This window comes from Allorhodopirellula heiligendammensis (assembly GCF_007860105.1).
GTDB lineage: Bacteria > Planctomycetota > Planctomycetia > Pirellulales > Pirellulaceae > Rhodopirellula > Rhodopirellula heiligendammensis.
Map to the genome: position 1 here is coordinate 718,037 of NZ_SJPU01000002.1, position 12,319 is coordinate 730,355.

11 protein-coding genes are annotated in these 12,319 nt (G+C 54.5%); 7 read left to right on the forward strand and 4 right to left on the reverse strand.

Annotated elements, in window-relative coordinates:
* Positions 1-97: 97 nt before the first annotated feature.
* Together Poly21_RS13060 and Poly21_RS13065 are read left to right on the forward strand one after the other, a co-directional pair.
* The gene (locus Poly21_RS13060; RefSeq protein ID WP_146407449.1) at positions 98-1,348 is read left to right on the forward strand and encodes an efflux RND transporter periplasmic adaptor subunit; all 1,251 of its coding nucleotides are present in this window, start codon (positions 98-100) and stop codon (positions 1,346-1,348) included.
* Between the two features lie 9 nt (positions 1,349-1,357).
* The gene (locus Poly21_RS13065; protein WP_146407450.1) at positions 1,358-4,531 is read left to right on the forward strand and encodes an efflux RND transporter permease subunit; all 3,174 of its coding nucleotides are present in this window, start codon (positions 1,358-1,360) and stop codon (positions 4,529-4,531) included.
* 213 nt (positions 4,532-4,744) lie between these two features.
* Here the strand turns inward: Poly21_RS13065 and Poly21_RS13070 are convergent, their stop codons facing one another.
* A complete protein-coding gene (locus Poly21_RS13070; RefSeq protein WP_146407451.1) occupies positions 4,745-5,950 on the reverse strand; it encodes a DUF6807 domain-containing protein in 1,206 nt (401 codons plus the stop codon).
* Between the two features lie 149 nt (positions 5,951-6,099).
* Here Poly21_RS13070 and Poly21_RS13075 point away from each other — a divergent pair, with 149 nt between their 5' ends.
* Complete coding sequence (locus tag Poly21_RS13075) at positions 6,100-7,011, forward strand: lactate/malate dehydrogenase family protein (RefSeq protein WP_146407452.1); 912 nt, start codon at positions 6,100-6,102, stop codon at positions 7,009-7,011.
* Positions 7,012-7,286: 275 nt separating this feature from the next.
* Positions 7,287-7,757 carry a hypothetical protein gene (locus tag Poly21_RS13080; RefSeq protein ID WP_146407453.1) on the forward strand — a complete coding sequence of 157 codons (471 nt, stop codon included), beginning with the start codon at positions 7,287-7,289 and terminating at the stop codon, positions 7,755-7,757.
* 194 nt (positions 7,758-7,951) lie between these two features.
* On the opposite strand, the gene Poly21_RS13085 is transcribed toward Poly21_RS13080, so the two are convergent.
* Both Poly21_RS13085 and Poly21_RS13090 read right to left on the reverse strand, forming a co-directional pair.
* Positions 7,952-8,347: an LXG domain-containing protein gene (locus Poly21_RS13085; protein WP_146407454.1), complete on the reverse strand. Its 396-nt coding sequence runs from the start codon at positions 8,345-8,347 to the stop codon at positions 7,952-7,954.
* Entirely contained in the window at positions 8,344-8,811 is a 468-nt protein-coding gene (locus tag Poly21_RS13090; RefSeq protein ID WP_146407455.1) for a hypothetical protein, read from the reverse strand. The genes Poly21_RS13085 and Poly21_RS13090 overlap by 4 nt, the downstream gene beginning before the upstream one ends.
* Positions 8,812-9,056: 245 nt before the next feature.
* Here Poly21_RS13090 and Poly21_RS13095 point away from each other — a divergent pair, with 245 nt between their 5' ends.
* Together Poly21_RS13095 and Poly21_RS13100 are read left to right on the forward strand one after the other, a co-directional pair.
* Positions 9,057-9,482, forward strand: coding sequence for a hypothetical protein (locus Poly21_RS13095; RefSeq protein ID WP_146407456.1), 426 nt, complete (start codon positions 9,057-9,059; stop codon positions 9,480-9,482).
* A gap of 25 nt (positions 9,483-9,507) precedes the next feature.
* Positions 9,508-10,560: a TlpA family protein disulfide reductase gene (locus tag Poly21_RS13100; RefSeq protein WP_146407457.1), complete on the forward strand. Its 1,053-nt coding sequence runs from the start codon at positions 9,508-9,510 to the stop codon at positions 10,558-10,560.
* 97 nt (positions 10,561-10,657) lie between these two features.
* Here Poly21_RS13100 and Poly21_RS13105 read toward each other — a convergent pair whose 3' ends face one another.
* The gene (locus Poly21_RS13105; RefSeq protein ID WP_302118828.1) at positions 10,658-10,915 is read right to left on the reverse strand and encodes a hypothetical protein; all 258 of its coding nucleotides are present in this window, start codon (positions 10,913-10,915) and stop codon (positions 10,658-10,660) included.
* A 416-nt stretch (positions 10,916-11,331) separates the two neighbouring features.
* Here Poly21_RS13105 and Poly21_RS13115 point away from each other — a divergent pair, with 416 nt between their 5' ends.
* The gene (locus Poly21_RS13115; RefSeq protein ID WP_146407459.1) at positions 11,332-12,219 is read left to right on the forward strand and encodes a leucine-rich repeat domain-containing protein; all 888 of its coding nucleotides are present in this window, start codon (positions 11,332-11,334) and stop codon (positions 12,217-12,219) included.
* The last annotated feature ends 100 nt before the right edge of the window (positions 12,220-12,319 follow it).

Genomic DNA, 12,319 nt, shown 5'->3' on the forward strand with positions numbered 1-12,319 from the left:
CACCAATGGGTTATGCGAAGTGTTCATTGATCCATTTCGGGATGCATCTTCCTTGATTTGATCCACCACCAATGCTTACTCCACGCGGTTCCAGTACATGGCAGCGTCATCAACTCAATCTTCCAGTTTCGTCGGTGTCGTGCTGCGATTAGCCATCCCATGCATTATTCTGGCCGCAGGATGGTTTGGGTTCCAACGTCTAGCGAGTGAAATTGAGCGTGCTCCCCTGCCGGAGCCCAAGAAGGTATTGCTTCGTTCTCGCATCGAGGAGATCAACGTCGTTGATTATCCAGTGGTGGTGACGACGCACGCTGTCGTGCAAGCTCATAACCGGATCATGCTGACATCGGAAGTCTCAGGCACAGTCACGAAGACGAGTGCTTCGTTTGAGGTCGGTGCGTACTTCAAAGCGGGAGAGGTGCTTGTCGAAATTGATCAGAGTGACTATCTCACCGCGCTCGCGATCGCCGAGTCCGAGCTGGCGGTGGCCAAGTCCGAACTTAAACTCGCGATCATCGTGGAGGAGCGTAAGCTGCGGCTGGTGGAGTCCAATGCTGTTCCTCAGGGGGAAGTCGAAACCGCGTCGGCAAGTCGAGAGCAGGCGGAGTCCAATGTTGCTTTGGCCGAAACCAATGTCGAGCAAGCAAAGCTGAATCTGCGCAGGACAAAATTCGTGGCGCCCTTCGATGGCCGGGTAGTGTCGAAACTAATCGGCCGGGGGCAGATGGCAGGGGCGAATTCTCCGTTGGGTGAAGTGTTCGCGATCGACTATGCCGAAGTTCGATTGCCGGTCTCCGGCGATCAGCGAGAGTTTCTAAATCTGCCCGAATTTGCAGACGATCCTCCCCTCGAAGTGCGTCTTCAAGATGGGATTTTGCAATCCAGCGATCTCGTCTGGGACGCGACGATCGTGCGGACGGAGGGGGTACTCGATGCAAATTCTCGCGATCTTTTCGCGATCGCACGAATCGACGATCCCTTTGGCCAAAAATCGGGCAAGCCGCCGCTGCGAATCGGCCAACCCGTCATCGCCTCGATCCAGGGCAAGGTGCTTCGCGATGTCATCGCGTTGCCACGGGCGGCCGTGCGTGAATTAGATCAAATCGTGTTGGTTGACCGAACAGATCAAACGCTGTTGCCCCTCCAAGTGAAGACGCTGTGGTCGGACGCGGATAAAGTGATCGTTTCGTCATCAGCGATCCCCCAAGGAATGTGGTTGGCAACGACACCCATGCCATTCACTCCCAGTGGAGCAAGGATCGAAATCATTCCGCCGGCAAATACAGATGCGGCAATCTCGATTGCGGATTCCAATTCTCCTGAGTCCGACAAGAATGCCACTAATTAACGACTACCTATGATTCGCTGGTTTACAACAAATGGGATCGCTGCGAACTTCCTGATGCTCGCGATTTTGATCGCGGGCGTTTATACGGCGTTCTATAAGATTCCGCTGGAGGTATCCCCTGAGCGGACCATGGCGTCGGTCCGTATTGAAATGACGTACCGCGGTGGAACCGCCAAAGATGTCGAGCAAGCCATTCTCATTCCCATCGAAGAGTCGCTCGAAGGGGTCGAGGGCATCCGCGATATCATCTCGGAGGGGCGCCAGGGTAGCGGTCGTATTTCGGTAGAAGCCGAACCAGGGGCAGACCTCCGCACGTTGATGGATGATGTCTCCGCTCGCATCGATACCATCACCACCTTTCCCGACGAAACCGAACGACCTCAGATTTCCATCCCCGATTCGTCGAATTGGTGGGAGGTGTTGAGTATCGCCGTCACGGGACATTTGAGTCCTCACGAATTACGCGAAGTTGCACGCAAGGTCCAGGAAGATGTGATTGCACTTCCCGGGGTCAGCCGCGCGCAGGTCCAAGGTGATCGTGAATACGAAATCAGCGTGGAGGTGGATACGACCAAGCTTTTAGCGTTTGGGTTGAGTTTGCAGGATCTGACCAGTGCGATCCAGCAATACTCGATCGATTTGCCAGCGGGCTCGATTAATAGCGCCAGTGGTACCTTCATTATTCGAACACGCGGCCAAGCATATTCCGAGCAGGAATTCAAGGATGTGCCCATTCTCGCCGCCAATGGTTCCTATGTAAGCTTGGGTGAAGTCGCGACCATTACCGACGGATTTGAAGAAGGCGAGAAGATCGTTGAATTCAACGGTAAGCCCGCCTTATTCGTCGAGGTAATGCGCACCGGAAATGAAAATGCCATCGAGATTTCGGACAAGGTGCATGAATACGTCCGTAATGAGCGGAGTCGGTTCCCCGAGGGAATCGAGTTGTTCATCTGGGACGACGAATCGGTAGAAATTCGAGGTCGACTGACAACGCTCATCGAATCGATGTTGCAAGGCAGTTTGCTGGTCATGTTGTTACTCGGCCTCTTCCTCCGGCCTGGCTTGGCATTCTGGATCGTTGCGGGCATCCCGGTGGGTTTCGCTGGCGGCGTGATGCTGATGCCGTGGTTTGGCGTCACCGCCAATGTCATGAGCTTGTTCGGTTTTATTATTGTCGTTGGGATTGTCGTCGACGATGCAATCGTGACCGGCGAGAATGTCTACCTGAAAATGAAGGACGGGATGTCTCCTCTCGAAGCCGCAGTGGAGGGTACCCAGGAGGTCGCGATCCCGGTCACTTTCGGTGCGTTGACGACCATGGTGGCGTTCATTCCGCTGATGTTCTTTGAAGGTAGTTGGGGTGATTTTGCATCTCAGGTGCCGCCGATTGTGGCTCCCGTCCTGCTCTTCTCACTGGTGGAATCGAAATTCATCCTTCCGGCCCACCTCAAACATTTACGACCGGTTCCTCATAACAATCCGATCACCAGAATCCAGACTTGGATTGCCAATGGTCTGGAGTATTTCATTGAGCGGTTTTATCAACCCTGCCTGCAGTTCTCAGTGCATCATCGTGCGTCCGTATTGGCAATCTTTGCGTCCGCGATGCTGCTGATGGTTGGTTATTGCTTGAGCGGTCGCATGGAGTTCATTGCTTATCCGTCTGTCGAGCAGCAGAGGATTAGCGCCGAACTCGATATGCCGGACGACACCTCGCTGGAGACAACCGCTCTTTATATGGATCGGATCGAAGCGGCCTTGCAGCAACTTCAGCAAGAATTCATTGATCCTGGGACGGGCGAGTCACTCGTTCGTAATATTTCCAAGCTCGTTGGTGCTAGCCGGATCCACCGCGACTTCGATAAGTCGCGAGGCGCGATAACTTTCGAGGTCTTAGCCCCGTCGCTTCGTAGTTCCACGGGGCCACGCAACAGCGACCTCTCTGCGAGATGGAACGAGTTGATTGGGCCGATTCCCGAGGCCACCGAGTTCCGCATTCGTTCCGAATCGAGCATCAGCCGAGATCGAAATACCGACAATGCGAACTTGAACATCGAACTACGCGGTCCGATGTCACCAGAAAAAGCCAGCGTCGCCCGGAAAATCAAGGCACTGCTTGAAGATTACAAAGAGTTTAACTCGGCGTGGGCAAACATTAATTATGGCCAGGACGAATTGGAATTGCGGCTCAAACCGCTAGCTGCCGAAATCGAACTGACGCAGCAAGTGCTCGCTCAGCAGGTCCGCCAGTCCTTCTTTGGTGAAGAGGCTCAGCGCTTGCAGCGAGGAATTGATAGTATTCGGGTCATGGTTCGACTGCCTCTCGAGCAGCGGGAAACACTTCATACCCTGGAGCGGATGCGAGTGCGCACGCCGCGGGGGGCAGACGTTCCACTATCGACGGTTGCAGATATTGCCTTCACCAAGGCACCTTCATCAGTAGAGCGGAAGAATGGGGCCGAGATCCTGCGCTGTGGCGCTCAACCCATCGACGAAACCGTCGACCTGCTAGCGATCGCCAATGAGCTCTCTCCGAAGATTGAAGAGTTGTGCCAGGAAAACAATCTCAGCTTCCAATACATCGGTTATGTGGCCGAAGCTGAAGATACGCAGCGAAAGACGATTCTCAGTTCCTGTCTGTTGGCCTTTGTCCTGTATGGACTGCTCGCCATTGCCTTGAAATCATTGGGGCAGCCATTCTTCGTATTGCTGGCAGTGCCGTTCGCCATTATCGGAGCGCTGCTGGGACATATCGCGATGGATATCACCCCGTCGTATCTATCCGTTTTCGGGATGCTGGCGCTGGCGGGAGTTGCCGTCAATGACACGCTCGTCATGGTTGACTATGTCAATCAGCGTCGTGCCGAGGGGGCGACCCTCCGTGAAGCAGCCCTCCAGGCTGGTGCCAGACGATTCCGCCCGATCATGTTGACGTCTGTTACGACCTTTGTGGGCCTGGTGCCGCTGCTAACGGATAAATCTTTGCAGGCTCAATTTCTCATACCGATGGCGGCATCGCTCGCCTTTGGAGTGATGTTTGCCACCGTCGTGACGCTGTTCCTGATTCCTTGTGCGCTGCTTGCTGCGGATGATATCGGGAGAATGTTGTCGGCAATCAAGCGGTGGTACTTCCGGCCATTTTCAGCTGAGGATCAAACGATCGAGCAAGATGCTCGCTAGAGCGCCATTCGTGCGTGGCATCCGGTGCGGTGGATGCAGTTGCGTCCTCACCACAGTCCCCCAGGCGCACTCTCGCAATCCACGGTATTCCAGCCTTCGAGCGTAGCGAAAGCCGTTCGATCTCTAGCCTATCGACGCGTCCTGTAGCGTAGGCGAATTCCGCTACAGGACGCTCTGTGAGCCACCTTAGCACCTTAGCGGTGCTCGTGTTCATCACTCGACGTTTTCTGCTGCATAGGCATCGTAATGCTGCCGCGTTTTCTCTGCATCAAACATGCCATTGTGTAGCACCAAGCGGAAGTGCAATGTCAGCGTCTGTCCCTCTTCAATCTTCACGCCGTCATAGGCAGGGGCGCCAAAGTGGTGTCTGCCGAAGGGGTTCGCAGCGAATAAACCATAGCTGCGCACATGCCAGTAGCAATCCGGTAGCTTATTGCCCGGATGGTACATCATCGTGATGCCAGCCCGTGCCCAAGTAGAGGCGTCTTTAGCCGTGACTTTCGCATCGCCCTCGGGCAGTTCCGGCGGTGCAATTGGGCCGCTGTAGTCAACCCAGTTGGAGATCTTTCCCCAGGTGTCGTTGTCTTTCAGGCCTTCGGCATTGTGGATCTCACCGCCAAGTTTCGCATCCACCTTGACGGTGCCCGCCATCCGCACTCCAAGCGATCCCTCCTTAGTGTCGCCAAACGTCACATCACCGTCACTGGCGATGAGCTTGATTGTGACATCCATGATCGTGTCACCGAGATGCTCATGAAATCGAAACTGACGCTCGTCACTTAGCAATCGCTTACCATCGGGAGCTATCCAATCATTGCTGGTGCTGAGGTCGCAATGCCCCGAATTTTTTGCGACACCATCGATCACGACCGACGATTGTGAGGCGTTGCTGCTGGCCGTTCGCTGTACAATCTGGCCAAACTCGCCGTCGGTGGGAGTTGCCCAAAAGTCGACCCCATTGACGTCACCGTGGTCAAACCACATCGACCGGTGATGAGGATGATCATGCTTCTCGAATCGGCTCGCGACCGAAGCGTTTTGCTCTGCGGCACCATACGGTTGCATCGGAAAATTACGCGTCAGTGGCAGGCCAGCGGGCGACAGAAGTGGGTAAAAACCTGGAGTACCATCGAGATCAGCGTGATAGGTAGCCAGCACCCGATCGCCCTGGCTGAACCGCCAAACGGCGCCGGTCTCGCCGTCGGCGCTCGATTCAATCCGAAAGCCTGCGGCGGTCCCCGTTGTTCCTGTCGTTCCGTGCGAGCTGCTGGTCGAACTCGACGCGGTAGCCTCCGATCGAATCTCAATTGCGGCGTTCTGCTGAGCATTCAGCCGCGCAGGCCCAGCAACGGCGCACAGTCCGGCAGTCAGTCCGAAGAAGGTCACTTTGCGTAGGGTACAATAGAGCACTGTTTTCATCGTTCTTTTATCTCGGGGAATCGTGGTAGCAGATATCTTTGCCAAGATCGCTATCCTAGCAGCCCGTCATCCCGGGGTGTGAAAAAACGAAAAACCATGCTGGCTCGAGTTGGCTGGTACGGCTGGTTCTAATTTTTGGGAAATGAAAGATGAAGTTAACAATCGTGGGAATGGGGCGTGTGGGTTCAGCGATCGCGTTTGCGGCAACGATGGAACCGATCGTCAGCGAACTCTGGTTGCTCAATCGCTCGATCGAGAAAGCCGAAGGCGACGCGATGGACCTCACCCACGCCAGTGCGCTTCGCAATAGCAATATGACGATTCAGGCTGGTACGATCGAGGATGCCGCTGGCAGCGATGTCATCGTGTTCACCGCATCGGTGTCACCCACGCGCGCGGACTGGAAACGCTCCGACCTCGCGGCAGGAAATAAACCCCTGCTCGAACATTGGCTGCCCGCCCTGGCGGAATCCAGTCCCAACGCGGTTTTAATCATGGTCAGCAATCCCGTCGATGTCATGACGTACGCGGCGATCCAAATCACCGGATTCCCGCCCGAGCGGGTCATTGGCACGGGCACCCTGCTCGACAGCATTCGGTACCGAGCGTCACTCTCACACGAGCTGGAGATCCACTCCGATGATATTCGTGCATACATCTTGGGTGAACATGGCGATGATCAGTTTGCGGCACACTCAGTGGCGATGACCGGGGGGGAAAAGTTTTTCCCGAGCGAAACCAGTCGCCGGCTTTTTCGTGAAACCGTGAACGTGGGCTACGAGGTCTATAATCGGAAAGGGTACACCAACTACGGGATCGCGCTGGCGACAATGTCGATCGTGGATTCCATCGTGTACGACTTGCGTCACACCATGCCGGTCAGTGTGCTCGTCGATGGTTTTCTCGGCGTGGATGACGTCTGCCTGTCTCTGCCGACGGTCATCGGCCGCAGCGGCGTCACCCGCATTCTGCACCCACCGCTCTCGGAGGAAGAGGCAGCGGCGTTTCGACATTGCGCCGCCAAGGTGCGCGAAACCATCGAAACGATGGCGAGCGAATAGAAAAGCGAAGCACTGGATTCGACCCAGCCAGGACTGGAGGTCTTCAACGTTCAGGCGGATCGTCACGGGGAGGCGAACGCTCGCTTTAGCTCCTGTGAACCGCTTACCATACCTCGATCGCTCCGGTCACCTGTTGGCGTTGGCGAGTAGGACGATACCCCGAAATCTGGCCTGTTTGGCTGCTCGCACGCGCCGGTGCCAACGATACCTTATGCTGAGGGCGTAACTCAGGCAGTGGGGTCTGAGGGCAATGATCGCCTTGGGGAAGAGATCAGATGTCGAAGCGGACTCTCAATGGTATTGTTGAGGTGGTGTGTACCATCGCCTTGCTGGGATGCGTGCTGGTTGTGCGGAGGCTGGATTCTCGGCGAGAGGTAGTGTCGGATCCAGAGCGGTCGCCACCAATGACACAGGAAACCTTGGATCTCGTTTTGGCATATATAGGCAACGACATCGAGGCCGACACGCGCCGCCACAGCGCCGATCAGTTCCCTCCCATTGAGATGATGCTCGATCAGGATAGCACCAAGATTGTGATTGAGTTCAATCAGGAAACCAGCGAGATTACAGGGTGGGTGACACTTATCGGAGCTGCTGGTCGGGTCAGGGCAGAGTGCGACGAGGATCCGATGGTGATCGCGGCGGCACTTTATGACGGCTGTGTCAGGTCCGCCGGTGATAGAGGCTACATCTGCGAACGCTTCTATCCTCAGTATCTCGAAAAGCGAACCTCAGCATTTCCTTAGGTGGCCAACTGTCCGGAGGGCCGTATCCAACACAACGCCGGCAGTTTGCACCCCCGATCCGGCGGAGTGTTGAAGAAAACGCATCGCCGCCTCCAGAATCAACTGGGCCGAGCAAGCCCGTCATCCGCGCACTCAAAGCAGATGGGAAGTGCTGGATGATTTCCATCAAGAGGTTCCGGTGAACGAGGTTCGATTCAGTTTGTCTCGGATAACAGTTTTTCCCTCATGCCGCAGATGTGTAGCAAAATGTGACGAAAAACATGCGAGTTGATGTGCTTGTGGATCCCCGCCTTCTTGACCGCCTCACGCAAGTTTGCGGGGAATGTATCCTTATGCATGTGATGACGTCGCAGCCCCCGTTCACGCATGAACGCCTTCACATTCGACACGTACACTCGTTCAGCCTCGGGCGTGTCCTGACGCCCCCGTATCGCACGACGCAGGTTCTGAATCACGTCCGGCTCACTTGGATCGATAAAACCGATGACGTCTTCGATCTCGTCCATGGCCTCACCCGCGTCGTTCATTCTCGCCTCTTTGATCCTCTCAGCCCGAGTGAGGTCTTCGAGTTTCGTTTGAATGAACTTCAAGTCATCAAACGGAGCGACCTGGACATACGGCGATAACAGATCAGTGACTGAATGATCGACAGACGCTTCCAAGCAGGCGTCTTGCGACGCAGGTGGTCGCGGAGGCACTCAATCACATCGCCTGGTGTGAACTGCCACGTCGCCGGCGGCTTGCGATCATGGAAGCGACAGAGCTTCTCAAACCAAATCTTCGCCCGTTTGTCACGCTGCTCGTGCCACGTGATTTCAGACTGACTAAGGCGTGCCAAGGCGTCGTCCTCACCTGTCACCCGACACGGCGAAGCAATACTTGCCGAGTCGATCGCACAGAACAGACTCTGTCCCAATTCCCCGCTGTTGCCCAGCGAAGACCACCGCCCTCCTCCACGACCGTTGATGATGCGATCTAAAGGCGTTGCGAGGACTGGATTCGTCCTCCCCGCCGTACTGCATCGCCGCAGCATTACCGAGCTGATCCTTCGCATGTCTGCAAAACAGGTCAAGTCTTACGCCCGAAATTGGTACAGGATTTTGCTTGACCCAAGAATCCAGCCCCCCCATACTCAGCAGACGCCAACCGGCGATAACATTCCCTCGAACCGGCGATAACACTTCCCGTGTCACCGAGGGAACCGAAGGTCCAACCGGCGATAATCCCCCCACGAGCTCCTTATCACCGGGTGACCGCCCCACCAACCGGCGATAATTTCCTCGTTCGCCGACAAAACTCATGAGCGTACCTGAGCATCTATGGCGATTCCCGACCGCGGAAGCGATTGCAAGTCTTGCCATTCGCTTTGATGTTCCAAACGAACCGGACATGCAGGACTGGGAATGGGAGGTCGCCGACCCAGGTAGGATCGATGAATACCTTACTGCGTACCATCACGGCGGGCTCTCGGATGATGAACGATTCACGCTCATGGAAACGATTATTCAAGCGTTCGATGACCTCGATGGCATACTTGAGACTGACTCAAGATGGCAGGAGACGCTTCACATCCTGGACCGACACATAGACTTACATGCATATTCGGTTTGGTACTGGTCAGACCTCGAGCACGAGTTCGGTGATGAAACTTGGCCGGTGACACCATTCCTGCGTACAATCGTCGATAAACACCAACAACGTCTTGATCCGCATGCCGGGGTTTAGACTCACGTAAGCGGCGAACCATGCGATGATGACGGAGCGGCGGTGGTCGCTGCTCACAAATGGAATCTCAACTCCCGCCGCCCGCATATCGCAAACGTTCTGCCATCAAAAAGGACCAATGATGAGAATTTACATCTGCTTACTCATTGCTGCCATATTCTCGTCATCTTTGGCATTCGCAGACAGTGCGGCAAATGTTGATCCACTGCCGATAGCAGATTTTAAGAAGATCGCTGGAGAACGTTCCGTCTCGATCGACGCAACCACTAGAACCGTCATTCTTGAATTTGCGAAAATTATCGAAACACCTAATCCGCAAATCGTTTCGTTAGTAAATGCACTTAACGACAATGTTGAATCGATTTCGCTAGTAACTCTTATGGCACTACTGGACCCTCGGCAAGGACAGGGTGTAAGCAAACAATTGACGAAACACAGCGATCCTGTCGTTCGGTTTGTCGCGGGAATAGTGTTGTCTGGTAGTGGGGACTCCGATGCGGCAAATAGCGTTCACACTTTGATTCATGATGAATCCCTGGAACCAATGGACAAACGCTTGATTCGCACATGGTGCGATGGCGTTGGTATTCGCGTCGAGACCGATGATGCCGACACCATTTTCAGTCATCTTTCAACTGCCATGGGCGGCGAGCCTAAGTTAAAGAAGGGCGACGAAGCGCCGGCTTTCGAAGCAGAAACTTCGACTGGGCAAAAACTATCCTTGGGGCAACTCAAAGGGCGGGTCGTTGTTCTTCATTTTTGGGCAACTTCGTGTGGGCCATGCATGGCAAATATGCCATCACATATATCCGCACTGTCAAAATACGACTCCGAAAACGTTGAGGTAGTGTTCGTTAGTCTTGATGAAGACAAAGATGCCTACAATGCGGCCGTCGAAAAGAATGAAATACCATTTAAAAGTGTTCGCGACGCACGCGGCTGGGGCGGTGACTTGGCTCGTGCGTTCGGCGTCAATTTAATGCCTTTTGATATTGTGATCGACCGAGATGGCATAATCTTTTCTAATTCAACCAACGATATCGACGCGGCGTTGAAAACGGAATCGACAGCGCGTTGAAAAAATGCTTGCAGAACAATCCGATGCACGCGAGCGGCGAAGTCACGTTTTTAGGAAGTGATTTAACTCTCGTCGCCGCCGTTATTTGATTGAGGTGCTACGCGGCAATCGCCTCTCGGTCCAACTCGATGCGTTTTACGACCAAGCCACACTGCTCGATCTGCTCGACTGCTGATCGCATTGCCTCGTCGCGTGATGCGGCTTCACGATCGAATACGACTTCAACACCTTCATCGTGGCCGCCCAGATTACCATCGTCACATCCAGCCGCCGCCAGCCTGTCCGCCAGGTCAAGGATTTCTTTCTCGCTATTTACCTGGTGGCTTACTACCACCCGAAACCTGTATTCTGTCATCTGATTCCTCGCTGTCTCCATCAGGACCGGGGCATGCGAAAACCTTTCGCTGTATCTGTTTTGCATGATTTTGCGGATTCCGTGGTGTTGAATAAATCGCCATCCAGCACTTCTTGTGACCGAACCCGCAGCGTATTGTACCCCACGCATGGGCGCGGGGGCCACTTTTCTTTACGGTCCAGCCAGCTGCGGCAGCAACCGCCAATGCCGCGTGAATCTCTTTATTTGGATGGTTTGCCACGGTTTTCTCCTGCTGGTAAGATAGGCGTTTTCTCGCGTGACGGGAACCTATGGGCGGCAAATAACAATGCCATTCAACGGAGCCGCGTCTCACGCGTTTTGGCAGTGGTTGAGTCGCTCGTCGCGGCCCGCTGATGGCAGACGTTCCGAGAAATACAACAGGAGACCGTTAACGCATGCGGAAGATTCTCTGGGGCGTTCTTCTGATTACCGCTGCATTGACAGTCGTTGTTGTCGCTAACATCGCAATTCGAGTCCGTGCCGCACAACAACAAGGGACAATCGTTTCACAGGTACATGCACTCGGCGGCAAAGTTCGATACGACTTCGATTTCGTTCAACCGCCACCTCCCAAGAGCATACTCCACTCGGTTTTTGGTGACGACTTTGTGGGTCACGTCATTGAGGTTGACTTCAGCAATCAACCTATCGGCGATGCTGATCTTGTCATCCTCAACGATCTCCCGACGATGACTCGTCTTGGGCTTTACGACACCGACATTTCTGATGACGGACTTAAGACGGTCGGGACGTTTCACCAGCTCGAATTCTTGTGGCTCGACGGCACGCCGGTCACCGACGACGGGATCGAGCATCTCGTTGAACTGCAAAATCTGACGGAATTGCTAGTGCAATACACAGCGATCACCGATGGCGCGATGGCCCACATTTCGCGACTACAAAACCTTCAGCATCTTTCCCTGGGTGAAACTGTGATTACCGACGATGGGATCGCGAAACTGCGACGCATGGACCTAACTGCCTTGAAACTCGACGGAACGAATGTTACTGACGAATGCGCCGAAACGCTCGACCAGTTTCGCAACCTCGAACATCTCGATTTGTTCTCGACACAGGTAACCGATAGACTGATTCTCGACACGTGCCATTGGTCAAAGCTTTGGCTGCTGCGAATACATGATACCGCGATTTCGGACGCATCCGTTCCGGCTTTGTCACGATTGAAATCGCTTCGACACGCCAGTCTTTCGGAGACAATGATCTCTGACGCGGGCGTGCAGAAGCTTCAGGACGCTTTGCCGGGTGCGGAAATCCATCGCTAACACAAACAAGACAGAATCATGCCGTGCACACGGAGCACAGCTTGCAAGTTTTCACAAATGGAAGGTCGTCTCTCCGTGCCCGGTGACGGCAAACGACTAT